A 17,179-nucleotide genomic window follows, 5' to 3' on the forward strand; every position below is an offset into this window, starting at 1 on the left:
AGGTGCTGCTGACACGGTTATGTCAGCAGCCTTGCGCCACCTGAGGCATCGATCGGGTCTTTCTACAGGATTTTTCGGATGAGCCTGGCGCCGACCAGCGCGATATAGAAGGCGAAGAACAAGCCGAGCGCCCAGCCGAAACCGGAGGGGCCGAAAAGGTCCATGCCGATGCCGATCGCCTGCGGGCCGAGCACCATGCCGACACCGTAGCAGAGCACGAAGGCAGCGTTGGCCGAGGCCAGGTCGTGGCCGGAAAGCTGCGAGCCGAGATGGGCCAGGCCGATCGTGTACATGGCCGCGACGACGCCGCCCCAGACGAACAGAAGCGCCGCCATCAGATGCCAGTTCTGCGCGAAGTGCGGCATGAAGATGGTGCCGGCAAGCCCGATGGTTGCACAGGCCAGAAGCAGATAACGGCGGTCGCTGACCCGGTCGCTGATCATGCCGAGCGGGATCTGCAACAGCACGTTGCCGAGGCCGATCATGGTGAGCAGCAGGGCGGCATCGGCCTCGGAGTAGCCGATGCGGTTGCCATAGACGGGAAACAGCGCAAAGCCACCGGTCTCGACCGCGCCGAACACCAGCACCGCAGCGGTCGCCGTCGGCACCAACCAGATGTAGCGCAGGAAGTTGCTGGTTTCGCCGTTGGAGACGATCGTCGGGCTCTCGTTGCGGGCCGCCAGAACTGGAATGGCGGCCAGCGTCACCAGCGCCATGATGACGCCGAAGGGCAGGAAGCCAGCGCTGCCGAGTTGGGCGAACAGCCACGGCCCGGCGGCAAAGCCGAGCGACAGCACGGTGGCGTAGATGCCGAGGACGAGACCGCGCCGGTGCGGCGGCGCCGATGTGCTGATCCAGAATTCCGACAGGATGAAAAGCACCGTCAGCGCGATGTGCAGCAGGACGCGCAACGGAAACCACATCCAGAAGTCCGGTGCGAAATGGAAGCCGACAAAGGCCAGCACTCCGGTGGCGATCATGGCGAGCATCGTCCTGGCGACGCCGAACCGCATCGCCAGCGGGGTGGCGAGCGGTGCGCCGGCGATCGAGGCCAGGCCGGCGACAGCGGTGTTGAAGCCGATCATCGACGCCGAATGGCCGCGCGTTTCGAGAATGACGCTGAGCAGCGGCATGCCGAGGCCGATGGCGATACCGACGACGCTGATCGACGAGATCGCCGCGATCATTGGCAGCCAATGGACGCGTTCTTCGACCTCTTGCTGGGTATCGACTGTCATGGGATGTGAATGCTCTATGTTCTACAGAATTTCGCGAACGAAGCGATTGCCGACAAGCCGGTAGAACGGCACGGAACCACCGGGGCGCAGCAGCGGATCGTCGACGAGCCGCTTTTCCAGCTCCCCCAGGATAGCCCTGGTGATGTCGGGCACATCAGCTTCTCTGGCCTTGGCGAGCGGCAGCCAGACCAGTTCCTCCAGCTCGTTGGTCGGACCGCCGTCCGGCAGCTCCACGGCGACGTCTCCGCGCCAGGCGCTGAAGAAGCGCGTGTCGAAGCGCCGCACCCGGTTGGGCGGGGTGATGGCGCGCGCGATGAAGCGCAGCGCTTCCAGCGACGGTCTTACGCCGTGCTCGGCGAAACCCTGCCAATCGCGCCTGGTCGTGGCGAAGGCGCCCTTCTGGCCGATCAGCAGGCCGGCTTCTTCATAGGTCTCGCGAATCGCCGACAGGGCGATGGCGCGGGCGCGGGCCGGGCTGGTGCGGCCGACGCCGGCAGTCAGCCTCGCCTGCTCCTCAGGGTGCAGCGCTGTGGCAACGGGAATTCGGCTGTCGGCCGGATCGGTACGGCCACCGGGAAAGACGAATTTCCCCGGCATGAAGGCGTGACGGGCGTGGCGCCTGCCCATCAGCACCAGGAACTCGGCGCCCTTGCGGTCGAGCAGGATCAGCGTCGCGGCGTCGCGCGGGCGTATAGGCCTGGCGTCGAGCGCGATCGGCTCAACCTTGTCGACTTCCGCCTTGGTCATAACGTCCATGCGCACGACCTAGCGGAATCTTCTTCGATGCGAAAGTGGCGTCCAGCCATGCCGATTTGCGCCAGCCTCGGTTTCAAGCCTCGGGATGCGACTCGATCTGATCTTCTTCCCCGCCGAAGCCGTGCATATAGAACGCCCATTGCAGGCCGATGACGGCGCCCTTGACCGGCTGCAGCAAGACGATCGCCATGAGGATGGTCAGCGGCACCCAGATGGCGACGTGCTGCCATGTGGACAGAGTGGAGGCCGCTTCGACACCCATGAAGGCGCCGAGCACGATGTGGCCGACGATGGCCACCACCAGGTAGGCCGGCAGGTCGTCGGCGCGGTGGTGATGAAGCGCCTCGCCGCAATGATCGCATTTGTCGACGGTCTTGACGAAGGCGCGAAACAGCTTTCCCTCGCCGCAATGCGGGCAACGGCCAAGCGCGCCACGCTTCATCGCCGTCCACAGCGGGCGGGCGATCCGGCCCGAGTGCTGTTGGCCGCCGAAAACCTGTTCGTTCTTTTTCAGATCGCTTGGCATTACCGTCTCCTGCCGCGCGAGCCTGGACGCGATTGCGACGCACGGGCGCGGCCCTTGGCCTTGTGAAACGACCGTTTGGAGCCGGGCAGCGGCTTTGGGTCGGTCAGCATCTCGAAACGCATCGCGCCGGCCATAGGCGCCACCTCGATCAGGCGAACCTCGACGCGGTCGGCAAGCTGATAGCCCTTGCCGGTGCGTTCTCCGAAAAGCGATCGGGCAGTTTCGTCGTATATATAGTAATCGCCGCCCAGACTTGACACCGGAATGAAACCATCTGCGCCATACTGCGGCAATTGGACAAATAGTCCCGATTTGGTGACGCCCGAAATGCGTGCATCGAAGCGATCGTCGACACGCTCTGCCAGATAGGCGGCGATCAGCCGGTCGACCGTGTCGCGCTCGGCGGCCATGGCGCGGCGCTCGGTGGCTGAGATCAGCGCAGAAACTTCTTCCAGCCGCTCCGCTTCATCCTGCGTCAGTCCGCCTTCACCGAAGCCGAGCGCGGCAATCAGCCCGCGATGCACGATCAGGTCGGCATATCTGCGGATCGGCGAGGTGAAGTGCGCATAGCGTTTCAGGTTGAGGCCGAAATGACCGATATTGCTTGGCGAATATTCGGCCTGCATCTGCGTGCGCAGCACCACCTCGTTGACCAGCCCCTCATGGTCGGCGCCGCGGACGCGATCCAGGATGCCGTTGAACTGGTTTGGCCGCATCTGGGCGCCGCGCGCCAGCGAAAGGCCAAGCGTCTGCAGGAATTCACGCAGCGATTCCTGCTTGGCCAGCGAAGGTGCGTCATGGATGCGGTAGACCAGCGCCTGTCGTTTCGCCTCCAGCGTCTCGGCCGCCGCGACATTGGCCTGGATCATGAATTCTTCGATCAGCTTGTGCGCGTCGAGCCGCTCCGGCACGACGACGCGGTCAACGGTGCCGTCCTCCTTGAGCAGGATTTTCCGCTCCGGCAGTTCGAGCTCAAGCGGCTGGCGCGTCTCACGACCGCGCTTCACCACGGCATAGGCGTCCCACAGCGGCTTCATCACCGTGTCGAGAATCGGGCCGGTCTTGTCGTCCGGCGCGCCGTCGATCGCGGCCTGCGCCTGGCGATAGGCGAGTTTTGCCGCCGATTTCATCATGATGCGGTGGAACGAATGCCTGAGCTTGCGGCCATCGGCCGAGAAGGTCATGCGGACCGCCAGCGCCGGGCGGTCCTGGCCTTCGCGCAGCGAACAAAGGTCGTTGGAGATGCGCTCCGGCAGCATCGGCACGACGCGATCCGGGAAATAGACCGAGTTGCCACGCTTCAGCGCCTCGCGGTCGAGCGCGGTGCCATAGCGCACGTAAGCGGCGACATCGGCAATCGCCACGGTAACGACCACGCCGCCGGGGTTCTTCTCGTCTGGATCTGCTGTCGCGAACACGGCGTCGTCATGGTCCTTGGCGTCGGCCGGATCGATGGTGATCAGCGGCAGGTCGCGCCAGTCTTCGCGGCCGGCCACCGTCGCCGGTTTGACCGCCTCCGCCTCGGCGATGACGTCTGCCGGGAAAATATGCGGAATGTCGTGCGCGTGGATGGCGATCATCGAGACCGCCTTTTCGCTGGTCAGCGAACCCAGCACCGCCAGCACCTTGGCCCTGGGCAGCCCGTAGCGGGAGGCCCGCGCCGGCTCGACCTCGACCAGATCGCCGTTCTTGGCGCCGTTCTGGAATTCCTTGTCGACGACCAGCTCCGGCTGGCGCCTTTCGACAGGCTCGATGCGGAAGGTACCGTCCTGCAGCACGCGAAAAACGCCGAGAACAGCATCGGTGCGCTTCTCGAAGATCTTCATCACCCGCCCGGTATAGGCAGGGCCGGTCGCATCATCGGTTGGAAAGGTCTTGGCCAGCACGCGGTCGCCAATGCCCGGTGTCGGGCCGCCGCCGCCGCGCGACACGCGTATCGCTATGACAGGAGGCTCGCCGTTGCCCACCGCTTCGGTTGGGTGCGCCAAAAGCACGCCGTCGGCATCGCGGCCAAAGATGTCGAGCACGGCGACATGGGCGAGGGAGCCGACGCGGGCGAGCCGCTTGCGCTCCTTGGTCAGCAGGCCTTCATCCTGCAAGTCGCGCAAAACGTCCTTCAGCCAGATACGGTCCTCGCCGCGCAGTGCGAACGCCTTGGCGATGTCGCGTTTGCCTGAGCGATCCGGATTTTCGGCGATATAGCGTAGGATTTCGTCGCGGGACGGCCGGTAATCATCCTTGACCTTGGCCCGGGTGTCGGCGGTGCGCAGATCGCCATGACTTCTTCCGGATACCCTGCGCGCCACGATGCACTATCCCTTTTTGTTGGCCACTTTCTTGGCCGCCATTTTTTGGGCCGCCGGTTTTTTGGCCGCAGGCTTTTTGGCAGGTGCGGCCGCTTTGCGGAAGGGCTTTCTGCCGCCATTGCCGCCCTTGGCTTCCTTTTCGGCAATCAGCGCCACCGCGTCTTCGATCGTCACCGACTGCGGGTCCTTGCCCTTCGGCAGCGTCGCATTGACCTTGCCGAAATTAACATAAGGCCCGTATTTGCCGTCACGCACGACGATCTTGCCGCCGCCCGCCGGATGCTCGCCAAGTTCCTTCAAGGCGGCGGGCGTGCCGCCATTGCGACCGCCGGGGCCTTTCAACTGCTTCTCGGCGATCACCGACACGGCGCGGTTGAGACCGATCGAGAACACGTCCTCGATGTTGTCGAGATTGGCGTAGGTGCCGTCATGCAGCACGAACGGACCGTAGCGCCCCAGCCCGGCCGAGATCATCTTGCCGGATTCCGGATGCTTGCCGACGTCGCGCGGCAGCGACAGCAGGGCGAGGGCTTTTTCGTGGTCGATCGAATCGACGGTCCAGCCCTTGGGCAGGCTGGAGCGCTTGGCTTCCTTGCCGTCGCCGCGCTGGACATAGGGCCCGAAACGACCACTGCGCAGCGTGATTTCCTCCGCTGTGTAGGGGTCCTTGCCCAGCACCTTGGTGCCATCCTCGCCATTGCCGTTTTCGGCATTGGGGTTGGCGGCGTCGCCGAGCTGGCGGGTGAAGGAGCATTCGGGATAGTTCGAGCAGCCGACAAAGGCGCCGAATTTGCCGAGCTTCAGCGACAGGTTGCCGGTGCCGCATTTCGGGCAGATCCGCGGATTTGAACCGTCTTCCCGTGCGGGAAACACCAGAGGCGCCAGTTCCTCGTTGAGGGCGTCGAGCACGTCGGTGACGCGCAATTCCTTGATGTCGGCGACGGCGCCTGAAAAATCCTTCCAGAAATCGCGCAGCACATCCTTCCAGGCGAGCTTGCCGTCGGAAATCTCGTCGAGTTTTTCCTCGAGCGAGGCGGTGAAGTCATATTCGACATAGCGCTCGAAGAAGCTCTCGAGGAAGGCCGACAACAGTCGGCCCTTGGCCTGCGGCAACAGCTTGCGCTTGTCCATGCTGACGTAGTCGCGGTCCTCCAGCGTCTTCAGGATCGCCGTGTAGGTCGACGGCCGGCCGATGCCGAGCTCTTCCAGCTTCTTGATCAGCGAGGCTTCCGAATAGCGCGGCGGCGGTTCGGTGGTGTGCTGGGTGGCGTTGATGGCCTCGCGGTCGAGCTGTTCGCCGGCACGGATCTCGGGCAGACGGCGGTCTTCCTCGTCTTCCGCATCCTCGTCCTTCTGGTCGGTATAGGCGGCAATGAAGCCATCGAAGCGAACGACCGAACCGACGGCGCGAAGCTCCGCGCTGCGGGCGCCGTTGACCGCCTCGATTTCGACCGTGGTGCGCTCGATCTCGGCTGGCTGCATCTGGCTGGCGATGGCGCGTTTCCAGACAATCTCGTAAAGCCGCGCCTGGTCGGCATCGAGATATTGCCTGACCGAAGCCGGCGTGCGCATGAAGTCGGTCGGGCGGATGGCTTCGTGCGCTTCCTGGGCGTTCTTGGCCTTGGTGGTGTAGTTGCGCGGCTTTTCGGGCAGGTATTTTGGGCCGAACTCTTTTGCGATCGCATCGCGCGCGGCTGATATCGCCTCGGGCGCCATCTGCACGCCGTCGGTTCGCATATAGGTGATCAGGCCGGTGGTCTCGCCGCCGATGTCCATGCCTTCATAGAGCCGCTGCGCCACCTGCATGGTGCGGCTTGCCGAAAAACCGAGGCGCGAGGAGGCGGCCTGCTGCAGCGTCGAGGTGGTGAAGGGCGGGCCTGGATTGCGCCTGGTCGGCTTGGCTTCGACCGACAGCGCCTTGAAGGTCGCGCCATCCAGCATCGCCTTGATGTCGTCGGCCTGCGCCTTGTTCGAAATGTCGAGCTTTTGCAGTTTCTTGCGATCGAAGGCGGTCAGCCGCGCCTCGAAATTATCCTTGCGCGGCGTGCCGAGAATGGCGGCGATCTGCCAGTATTCCTCGCGGATGAAGCGCTCGATTTCCAATTCGCGGTCGCAGACGAGGCGCAGTGCCACCGACTGGACGCGGCCGGCGGAGCGGGCGCCCGGCAGCTTGCGCCACAGCACGGGCGACAGCGTGAAGCCGACGAGATAGTCGAGCGCGCGGCGGGCGAGATAGGCGTCGACCAGCGGCGCATCGATCTGGCGCGGATTGGCCATCGCTTCCAGCACCGACGATTTGGTGATGGCGTTGAAGACGACGCGGCTGACCGGCTTGTCCTTCAGCGCGCGCTTCTGCTTCAGCACTTCCAGAACATGCCAGGAAATGGCTTCGCCCTCGCGATCCGGGTCGGTGGCGAGGATCAGGCCGTCGGCGTCCTTGACCGCCTTGGCGATGTCGGCAAGACGTTTGCTCGAGGCGGTGTCGACAGCCCAGGACATGGCAAAATCCTCGTCCGGACGCACCGAGCCATCCTTGGCCGGCAGATCGCGGACGTGGCCGAACGAGGCCAGGACCTTGTAGTTCTTTCCGAGGTACTTGTTGATTGTCTTCGCTTTGGCCGGCGATTCGACGACGACGACGTCCATGAGGTCTCATATCAGCTGTGGTGCGGCAGAAGAATTCCGCTGCGCGCGACGAAATCTCGTATAATTGTCGCTCACATGGCCGTGCTTTTGCATCCGGTCAAGGGGAAGCGCCCAAAATGCAGTCCTGCTTTGAGCGCGCAACCTAGGGATGCGTCATGTGATATCCGCTATCCTGGATAGGGAGAGCGGCTGCCCTGATCGTTGGACAAACCGGCAATGAATCCGGGAGAACGGGACAAATACTTCCGCCGATATAAGAGAAACATCGATCACGCGCCAGCCCTGGTTTGAAGAGACGGGCGGCATGATGCGACGTTGACGGGCGAGACAGGCGTGGCAAGCGGCCGTCTGCGACTTGCCACGCGATGGTGATTGGCGGATCGGCGCGGTCGCGGCTATATGGCAGCGCAAACCATCAGGAGTTCGGGAATGGCGTTGGATATCGGCTATGTCAGCGCGGTCGGGGCGGGGGCGATCTCGTTCCTGTCGCCTTGCGTGCTGCCGCTGGTGCCGCCCTATCTCTGCTATATGGCCGGCGTGTCGGTCGATGATTTCCGCGGCAATGCCGGCGTCACCGCCAAGGCCGACGCACGCGGCGCGCTGCTTTTTGCCTCGATCGCCTTTGTTCTCGGCTTCTCGACCGTCTTCGTGGCGCTGGGCGCCGGCGCCTCGACCATTGGCCGGCTGCTGCGCGTCTGGCAGGAGCCGCTGGGGATGGCGGCTGGCGTGCTGATCATCCTGATGGGTCTGAACTTTCTCGGCATATTGCGCATCCCGATGCTGTCGCGCGAGGCGCGCTTCCAGTCGCAGGGCAAGCCGGCCAGTATCGTTGCCGCCTATGTCATGGGACTGGCCTTCGCCTTCGGCTGGACACCCTGCATCGGACCGGTGCTGGGGCCGATCCTGACGCTGGCCGGCGGCCGCGAGACGGTCGGCGAGGGCGCGGCTCTGCTTGCCGCCTATTCGCTTGGCCTCGGCATACCGTTCCTGGTCGCGGCGCTGTTTTCCGGCGCCTTCATGCGCTTTCTCGCAAAATTCCGCGTCCATCTCGGCCGCGTCGAAAAGGCAATGGGCGCGCTGCTGGTCGTCGCGGGCGTGCTTTTTCTGACCGGCGGCGTGCAGGCTGCATCCTACTGGCTGCTGGAGAATTTCCCGGTGCTGGGGCAGTTGGGGTAGGTCTGTACCCGCAAACCCATGCTGGCCCACAGAATTTGACCTATACTCAATCTGCGACAAAGATACTGCTACTGAATTGGTGCCATTTTGTCTATTTCAACAACGCCTGCACACTCTCCGCCTACATGGTAGAATTTCCCTTTACCTCTGTTACCGTTTATCTTTCCGTTTAAAATATTGCTTTCTTTTTTCCCCTCGTGAACAAAGCGATGTATTATTCTTAAGGTGCCATCGCTCGCGATTTTTCCTTCCCACTTTGGGGCAGAAATCTTACCGCTTTTGATCGAAACATTTGCTGTAATCTCCCGCCACCCGCACAACGAATTGGTGGCACGTCTCGTCAAAGCCCATCTTCCGTCGAAAGCACTTAAACCGGCAGACCCTGCACCCGTGCAACGACCCTCTCGTGCCTCCATTCCGTCAGCACAAAGAAGGGGGCAGACCCTAGCCCGAATTGCTTTCAGCCCTTTTAGAAGGTCGCCCGTCGGCTCGACCGACGCGAGCTTAATCCCTTGCCGCTTCGCATAGTCGTTCAAAGCTTTCTGGCTGGCGGAACCCCATTTTCCGTCGACCTGGCCAGTAAGGCATCCGATTCGGGCCAACTCCCTCTGGGTGGAAAGAGCAAGTTCGCCGGAGCCATCAGAATCTACTGAAGACCTCTCCGGTTGGACTTCCGGATTGGGATGTTCAAGCCTGGCGACGGTCTTGACGTCGTCTGAAGCCTTTGCGACAGGCCTCCCTTGCACGCGATCTTGTTCTGCCTTTTGTCGTTCAGTCGCCTGCCGTTGCAAATCGACCCGACTGTTTATTGCGTCGATCTTTAACTTGGCTAGGGCTACAAACGCGCCATTCGGATATTGCTGTAGGTACGCTTGAAAGAAACTCTTGTCCGCCGAGTCCTTGATCGTTTCCCAATAAGCGATCTCAACCGCATTGTCAGGCCCGACTGGTACCGGCGTGCGGGCGGATTCCGCCTTCGGCTCCTGAATCGGGAGAGGATTCAACACCACATCGCCCGTGAGCGAGGAATTGTCCCATGGAACTTGCTTTCCATACGTCGCTTCGAGCACATCTCGTCGCACATGAACGAGGTCGCGGGTGATATCCTGCCCCGGCGTGCCGAGGTGCCTGAGCAATGCAGTTGTGAAGGGGGAGTTTCTACCTGACCCGTCGAATGCCACGTTGCCCGGCTGCGTTGCGAATGCGATGAGAGAACCGACACCGCTGCCAAGCTTGGCTAGACCCCGACCCACAGAACCGGATCGTGTTCCCATCGACCGGGCAAGATTCTCGGCGAGCGGGTTGTCCCGGCAGGCATCGAGGAAGACAAGATTGACCTTAGAAGCGCGCTCCATCGCCGCAAGAACAAGGTCCATCGGCAGTGTCTCGAAATCGAGGTCGTCATAGGACGACAGGTGAGCATCCACAGGCGCCATATAATTGTTGCCGTTAACCTGCAGGCCATGCCCGGAATAATAGAACAGCGCAATGTCCGCCCTATCGAGCTTCTTGGTAAAGTTCCGTATCGTGACACGCATCCTGGCCAAATCGAGATCCAGACCGGTCACTACCTCGAAGCCCAAATCTTTCAATTTGGCGGTCATGTCGCTGGCATCGTTCGTGGGGTTAGGAAGTCCGTGTACGTTTTGGTACGCCGAATTACCCATCACCAGCGCAACGCGCCTATCTGCGAGCGCATCCGCCGAAACAGCTGTAAACAATAAGATGAGGATAAAACGAACGCTGCGCATGGCAGGAACAACTCCCCCCGAGCGAACGTATCAGATGCTAATATAACGGAAAAGACCTATCACTGGCAGGAAATGGCCAGATCATTGCCCATGCTTCCACGTAAGGAGCGTAAGTCGTGCAGGGTGGCTGTTTGAATTCATTCCATCTCCGATGCCAATTTCCGCGCAAACGCCAAGGCTTGGCGGCTGCAGCCGCTGCAAAAGCTGAAACCGGAGATGTAGGGTAACCACCTGATCGCCCGCCTAGACCTACTGATCAAAAGTCAGTTGCTCGACCACCTCACCGGAATTTAACCGCATTGGTGCAGCATGGCGCCAAATGCTAGTGAAATTCTGGGCTAGACATGCCTTGATTCCCAACCCTCTTCATACGGTCGCATTCCATGAGCCAGAGAACCTGCCTGTCCGTCATTCTCGCCGCCGGCGAAGGCACGCGCATGAAAAGCGCCGTGCCAAAAGTGCTGCACCCGATCGCTGGCCTGCCGATGGTCGCCCATGTCGTCAAGGCTGCGGAAGCCGCAGGCAGCGGCGATCTGGCGCTGGTGATCGGCCATGGCGCCGACGAGATGCGCAAGGCCACGCAAAAGTTCGCGCCGAAGGCGGAGACCTTCGTCCAGGACAAGCGGCTCGGCACGGCGCATGCCGCGCTGGCGGCTCGCGATGCGATCTCAAAGGGTTACGACGACATCCTCGTCATGTTCGGCGATACGCCGCTGATCGATCCGGAGGTGCTGACGGCTGCGCGCCTGAAGCTGACTGATGGCGCTGCCGTCGTTGTGGTCGGCTTCCGCAGCTCAAATCCGTCCGGCTATGGCCGGCTGATCGAAAAGGGCGGCAAGCTCATCGCCATCCGCGAGGAAAAGGACTGCACCGACGAGGAGAAGAAAATCACCTTCTGCAATGGCGGGCTGATGGCGGTTGCAGGCAAGCACGCGCTGCAGCTGCTCGACCAGGTCGGCAACGACAACGCCAAGGGCGAATATTACCTCACCGACATCGTCGAGATCGCAAGCGGGCAAGGCCTTAATGTCATCGCCGCAGAAGCCGGCTTTGAGAATGTGCTCGGCATCAACAACCGTGCCGAACTCGCTGCGGCGGAAGGCATCTGGCAGGCGCGCCGGCGGCGCGAAGCCATGCTCTCCGGGGTTTCCCTCATCGCGCCCGAAACCGTATTCTTTTCATACGATACCGAGATCGGCGCCGATACGATCGTTGAGCCCAATGTCTGGTTCGGACCGGGCGTGACAATCGCCACCGGCGCCAGGATCCATGCCTTCAGCCATATTGAGGGCGCCACGATCGCTTCGAATTGCGATGTCGGCCCGTTTGCACGGCTGCGGCCGGGCGCCGATCTCCGGCAAAAAGCCAAGGTCGGCAATTTCTGCGAGGTCAAGCAGGCGACGGTCGAGGAGGGCGCCAAGGTCAATCACCTGACCTATATCGGCGATGCCCGCGTCGGCGCCGGCGCCAATATTGGCGCTGGAACCATCACCTGCAATTATGACGGCTACTCGAAATTCTTCACCGACATCGGCGAAGGCGCCTTCGTCGGCTCGAATTCGTCGCTGGTGGCGCCTGTCACAATCGGCAAGGGCGGCTACGTCGCTTCGGGCAGCGTGATCACCGAAAGCGTGCCCGACGATGCGCTCGCCTTCGGCCGCGCCCGCCAGAGGACGCTGCCTGGCAAAGGCAAGGAATTGCGCGAGCGTTTTGCTGCGGCTGCGGCGGCCCGGAAAAAAGGCTAGCCTGGCTGCTGTAACCGGATTGCAAGAGCGCCCTGTCATGGTGCATTTGTGCAGAACCGTTCCGGCTGATACGGAACGAAGCGCAATGTGATTTTTGCGGCAGCCCGGCCAACCCTAAATGGCGCCGGGTTTTCAGCCGGAATCGAGGGCAACGTCTATGTGCGGCATCGTCGGAATTGTCAGTCACTCGCCGGTCGCGCCGCTCATCGTCGATGCGCTGAAAAGGCTCGAATATCGCGGTTATGATTCGGCCGGCGTCGCCACTGTCGAGCACGGCCAGCTGGCGCGTCGCCGCGCCGAGGGCAAGCTGATCAATCTCGAACGCCGGCTGAAGGACGAACCGCTCGACGGCATGATCGGCATCGGCCACACGCGCTGGGCGACGCACGGCGTGCCCAACGAGACCAATGCGCATCCGCATTTTTCCGACGGCGTCGCCATCGTCCACAACGGCATCATTGAGAATTTCGCCGAATTGCGCGACGAGCTGATGCGCGACGGCTACACATTTTCATCGCAGACCGATACCGAGGTCGTCGCACATCTGGTCGGGCGCGAACTGGCCAGGGGCCTGCAGCCGGTCGAGGCCGCGCACCAGGCGCTGAAGCGGCTGGAAGGCGCCTTTGCGCTGGCCATCATGTTCAGGGGCGACGAGGATCTCATCGTTGGCGCGCGCAACGGCCCACCGCTGGCCGTCGGCCATGGTGATGGCGAGATGTTTTTGGGCTCCGACGCTATCGCGCTTGCCCCCTTCACCAATTCGATCACCTATCTGGAGGATGGCGACTGGGCGGTGGTGCGCCGCAACGACGTCGCCATCTTCGACATGGACGGCAACAAGGTCGACCGCAAGCGCCAGCAGTCGCTCAGCACCAGCTTCATGGTCGACAAGGGCAACCGGCGCCATTTCATGGAGAAGGAAATCCATGAACAGCCCGAGGTGATCTCGCACACGCTGGCGCATTATGTGGATTTCGTTGGCGGCGTCTCGAAGCCGCTCGACCTGCCGTTCGATTTCGCCAAAATCGACCGGCTGGCGATTTCGGCCTGCGGCACTGCCTATCTGGCCGGCCTGATCAGCAAATACTGGTTCGAGCGCTATGCGCGGCTGCCGGTCGACATCGATGTCGCTTCGGAATTCCGTTACCGTGAAATGCCGCTGTCGAAGACAGACGCCGCCTTCTTCATCTCGCAATCGGGCGAGACCGCCGACACGCTGGCCTCGCTGCGCTATTGCCGCAAGGCGGGCATGAAGATCGGCGCGGTCGTCAATGTCCGCGAATCGACGATGGCGCGCGAATCCGACGTCATCCTGCCGACGCTGGCCGGGCCGGAGATCGGCGTCGCCTCGACCAAGGCCTTCACCTGTCAATTGTCGGTGCTGGCCTCGCTTGCCGTGCGGGCGGGCGTGGCGCGCGGAACGATTTCGCAGGAACAGGAGACGACGCTGGTTCGCCAGCTGTCGGAAGCGCCACGCTATGCCAACCAGGTCCTGAAACTCGACGGCCAGATCGAAAAGGTTGCGCGCGACCTCTCGCACTACAAGAACGTGCTTTATCTTGGCCGCGATACCAATTTCCCGCTGGCCATGGAAGGGGCGCTGAAGCTCAAGGAAATCTCCTATATCCATGCCGAGGGCTATGCTGCCGGCGAGCTGAAGCACGGGCCGATCGCGCTGATCGACGAGAACATGCCGGTGATCGTCATTGCCCCGCATGACCGCATTTTTGAAAAAACCGTGTCGAACATGCAGGAAGTGGCGGCGCGCGGCGGCAAGATCATCCTGATCACCGACAGCAAGGGTGCCGCGCACGCCACGGTGAAGACGATGGAGACGATCGTGCTGCCGGACGTGCCGGAAATCATCTCGCCGATCATCTACGCGCTGCCGATCCAGATGCTGGCCTATTTCACCGCGGTGTTCATGGGCACCGACGTCGACCAGCCGCGCAACCTGGCGAAATCGGTGACTGTGGAATAGGCGTGGTTTAAAAAATTCGCAGTTCCAAAGCCGGATGCGGTTCATTAATGTCGCGCCGCAACCAGCGCTGCGGTGAACCATGTCCGATGCTTCCAAGACCTCAGGCATGACCCGGCTGCGGAATTACTTCCTGACAGGCTTTGTCGTCTGCGCGCCGCTGGCGATCACTGCCTACATCGCCTGGTCGTTCATCGGCTGGGTCGATTCCTGGGTGAAACCCTATATTCCGGCGCGCTACAACCCCGATAGCTATCTGCCGGCGCCGGTTCCGGGATTCGGGCTGATCGTCGCCTTGATCCTGATCACCCTGATCGGTTTCCTGACCGCCAATATCGTCGGCCGGGCTATCGTCCTGTTCGGCGAGCGGCTGCTCGGCCGCATGCCGCTGGTGCGGGGCATCTATGGGTCGCTGAAGCAGATCTTCGAGACCGTGCTGTCGAACAAGGGCGACATGTTCCGCCAGGTCGGGCTGGTCGAATACCCGCGCAAGGGCGTCTGGTCGCTGGTCTTCGTTGCCAGCGAGAAGGAAACCGAGATCAACCAGAAGCTCGACCAGGAGGGAGATCCGCTGATCGCGGTGTTCATGCCGTGCACGCCCAACCCGACCACCGGCTTCCTGATGTATGTGCCGAAATCCGATATCGTGCTGCTCGACATGACGATCGAGGACGGCGCCAAGCTGATCGTTTCGGCCGGGCTGGTGGCGCCGGCGGTCAAGACGAAAATGGTAACGTTGAACGGCAAGCCGATCGGCGGCCAGATCGGCAATCCGCCTGTGGATGCCGAGCCTCAGCCGGCGCGCAAAAGCCGCACCGCCTCGTCGCGGCCGAACAAATAGAGCAGCATGCGAAGGGCGGCGCCGCGTTCGGATTGCAGTTCCGGATCGCGCGACAGGATCAGCCGCGCGTCGTCGCGAGCCGCTTCGAGCAGATCGGCATGCGCCTCGATGCGCGCCACCTGGAAGCCAGGTGTGCCGGACTGGCGGGTGCCGAGCAACTCGCCTTCGCCACGCAGCTTCAGATCCTCCTCGGCGATGCGAAACCCGTCCTCGGTCTCGCGCATCACTGACAGCCGGCGCGTTGCCGTCTCGCCGAGCGGGTCCTTGTAGAGCAGCACGCAGGACGACGGTTTTTCGCCGCGCCCGACCCGGCCGCGCAACTGGTGCAACTGAGCGAGGCCGAAGCGCTCGGCATGCTCGATGACCATGATCGTCGCATCCGGCACATCGACGCCGACCTCGATGACAGTGGTGGCGATCAGGATGCGTGTCTCGCCGGCCTTGAAGGCGCGCATCGCCTCGTCTTTTTCGGCGCCCTTCATGCGCCCGTGCACCAGGCCGATCCGGCCGCCGAACAGGGGCTTGAGCGAGGCAAAACGGTCCTCCGCCGACATCAGCTTGATCTCTTCGGATTCCTCGACCAGCGGACAGATCCAGTAAATCTTCTGGCCGTCGGCGACGGCGTCGCGCATGCGGCCGACCAGTTCGTCGAGCCGCTCGAGCGGCAGGGTCACGGTGCGGATCGGTTGGCGCCCGGCTGGTTTTTCCGTCAGCTTCGACACATCCATGTCGCCGAAAGCGGTCAGCACCAGCGTGCGCGGGATCGGCGTCGCCGTCATCACCAGCATGTCGGGCGCGTCGCCCTTGGCGGTGATGGCCAGCCGCTGGTGGACGCCAAACCGGTGCTGTTCGTCGATGACGGCGACGACCAGGTCGTGGAACGTCACCGTTTGCTGGAACAGCGCATGGGTGCCGACGACGATGTCGATCTCGCCATTGGCCAGACTGGCCAGCGTCTCGGTGCGCTCGTGGCCCTTTTCGCGCCCGGTGAGGATGGCGATGCGCAGGCCGGCTTGTTCCGCCAAAGGCGCAATCGTCGCAAGATGCTGGCGCGCCAGGATTTCGGTCGGCGCCATCAATGCCGCCTGGCCGCCGGCCTCGACAGCGCGCGCCATGGCGAGCAGCGCGACAACCGTCTTGCCGGAGCCGACATCACCCTGCAGCAGGCGCAGCATGCGTTCGGGGTCACCGAGGTCGGCATTGATCTCGGCAAGCGCCATTTCCTGCGAATCGGTCAGCGAATAGGGAAGGGCGGCACGCAGCTTTTCGACGATGCGGCCGTCGCCAACCAGCGGCCGGCCGGACAAGCGGCGGACTTTTGCGCGCACCAGCGCCAGCGACACCTGGCCCGCCAGAAACTCGTCATAGGCGAGACGCCGCCAGGCCGCGCCGTCGACGGACACGTCGATCGGGTCGGCGGGATTGTGGATGCGGGCGAGCGCATCACCGAAGGCGGGAAAGCTGCGGCGGCGCAGAAACTCACCCTCCTGCCATTCCGGCAGCACCGGCAAGCGAGCGAACGCCTGGCCGATTGCCCGGCGCAGCACTTTTCCCGAGAGGCCGGCAGTGAGCGGATAGACCGGCTCAACCAGCGGCAGGTTTTCCGCTTCGCTGGCCAGCGCGATGTGGTCGGGATGAACCATGGTCGGGCGGCCGTTGAACCATTCCATGCGGCCGGAGACCACGACATGCTCGCCCTCCGGCATCGCCTTTTCGAGATAGGCGGCATGCGCATGGAAGAAGGTCAGCGCGATCTCGCCGGTGTCGTCATGGGCGTAAACCCGGTACGGCACCGATCGGTTGCCGCGCGGCGGCGGCTGGTGGCGATCGATCCGCACCTCCAGGGTGACGATCGCGCCTTCAGCCGAACCGGCGATGCCCGGCCGGTTGCGGCGGTCGATCACCGAATGCGGCAGCACGAACAGAAGATCGCCGGCACGCGCGGGGCGATCACCGAGATCGGCCGGCACGATTTTCTCGATCAGTGCGCCGACCTTCGGCCCGACGCCGGCAAGCGAGGTGATCGGGACAAACAGCGGATCGAGGAGGGAAGGTCTCATGGGTGAGAGGACATGTGATGTCGGCGCTCACCCCCCTCTGGCCTGCCGGCCATCTCCCCCTCAAGGGGGGAGATCGGCAGCTTTGCCGACAGCGTTCCTTCTACAGCCTTGGAGATTTGCGAAAGCAGAAACAACATCCGATCTCCCCCCTTGAGG

The 17,179-nt window shown here is 62.8% G+C and carries 11 protein-coding genes; 4 read left to right on the plus strand and 7 right to left on the minus strand.

The genetic code is table 11. The features are described from left to right. Positions 1-62: 62 nt before the first annotated feature. The 5 genes from AC0L3D_RS11365 to topA all read right to left on the minus strand — a co-directional run bounded on the left by AC0L3D_RS11365 (position 63) and on the right by topA (position 7,472). A complete protein-coding gene (locus AC0L3D_RS11365; protein ID WP_023801086.1) occupies positions 63-1,238 on the minus strand; it encodes an MFS transporter in 1,176 nt (391 codons plus the stop codon). Positions 1,239-1,259: 21 nt separating this feature from the next. After that, the gene (locus AC0L3D_RS11370) at positions 1,260-1,994 is read right to left on the minus strand and encodes an NUDIX hydrolase (RefSeq protein ID WP_473644365.1); all 735 of its coding nucleotides are present in this window, start codon (positions 1,992-1,994) and stop codon (positions 1,260-1,262) included. A 73-nt stretch (positions 1,995-2,067) separates the two neighbouring features. Further along, positions 2,068-2,520 carry a DUF983 domain-containing protein gene (locus tag AC0L3D_RS11375; RefSeq protein ID WP_023801088.1) on the minus strand — a complete coding sequence of 151 codons (453 nt, stop codon included), beginning with the start codon at positions 2,518-2,520 and terminating at the stop codon, positions 2,068-2,070. Next, positions 2,520-4,826, minus strand: coding sequence for a ribonuclease R (gene rnr / locus AC0L3D_RS11380; RefSeq protein WP_023801089.1), 2,307 nt, complete (start codon positions 4,824-4,826; stop codon positions 2,520-2,522). Before rnr ends, AC0L3D_RS11375 begins: the two co-directional genes overlap by 1 nt. Before the next feature lie 6 nt (positions 4,827-4,832). After that, on the minus strand, positions 4,833-7,472 hold the full coding sequence (topA, locus tag AC0L3D_RS11385; RefSeq protein ID WP_128168997.1) for a type I DNA topoisomerase: 2,640 nt from the start codon (positions 7,470-7,472) through the stop codon (positions 4,833-4,835). Between the two features lie 429 nt (positions 7,473-7,901). Between topA and AC0L3D_RS11390 the strand changes: the two genes are divergently transcribed. Further along, a complete protein-coding gene (locus AC0L3D_RS11390) occupies positions 7,902-8,648 on the plus strand; it encodes a cytochrome c biogenesis CcdA family protein (protein ID WP_023801091.1) in 747 nt (248 codons plus the stop codon). 68 nt (positions 8,649-8,716) lie between these two features. On the opposite strand, the gene AC0L3D_RS11395 is transcribed toward AC0L3D_RS11390, so the two are convergent. Then, positions 8,717-10,399, minus strand: coding sequence for a caspase family protein (locus tag AC0L3D_RS11395; RefSeq protein ID WP_473644368.1), 1,683 nt, complete (start codon positions 10,397-10,399; stop codon positions 8,717-8,719). A 383-nt stretch (positions 10,400-10,782) separates the two neighbouring features. On the opposite strand from AC0L3D_RS11395, the gene glmU reads away from it, so the two are divergent. The 3 genes from glmU to AC0L3D_RS11410 all read left to right on the plus strand — a co-directional run bounded on the left by glmU (position 10,783) and on the right by AC0L3D_RS11410 (position 14,963). Beyond that, on the plus strand, positions 10,783-12,144 hold the full coding sequence (glmU, locus tag AC0L3D_RS11400; protein WP_473644370.1) for a bifunctional UDP-N-acetylglucosamine diphosphorylase/glucosamine-1-phosphate N-acetyltransferase GlmU: 1,362 nt from the start codon (positions 10,783-10,785) through the stop codon (positions 12,142-12,144). A gap of 157 nt (positions 12,145-12,301) precedes the next feature. Then, positions 12,302-14,125, plus strand: a complete 1,824-nt coding sequence (gene glmS, locus AC0L3D_RS11405) for a glutamine--fructose-6-phosphate transaminase (isomerizing) (RefSeq protein WP_027155143.1) — start codon at positions 12,302-12,304, stop codon at positions 14,123-14,125. 79 nt (positions 14,126-14,204) lie between these two features. Beyond that, positions 14,205-14,963, plus strand: coding sequence for a DUF502 domain-containing protein (locus tag AC0L3D_RS11410; protein ID WP_128186074.1), 759 nt, complete (start codon positions 14,205-14,207; stop codon positions 14,961-14,963). Here AC0L3D_RS11410 and recG read toward each other — a convergent pair. Then, a complete protein-coding gene (gene recG, locus AC0L3D_RS11415; protein ID WP_473644372.1) occupies positions 14,915-17,023 on the minus strand; it encodes an ATP-dependent DNA helicase RecG in 2,109 nt (702 codons plus the stop codon). The two genes, AC0L3D_RS11410 and recG, sit on opposite strands and share 49 nt — an antisense overlap. Positions 17,024-17,179 lie beyond the last annotated feature (156 nt).

This window comes from Mesorhizobium sp. WSM4837 (genome assembly GCF_055811435.1).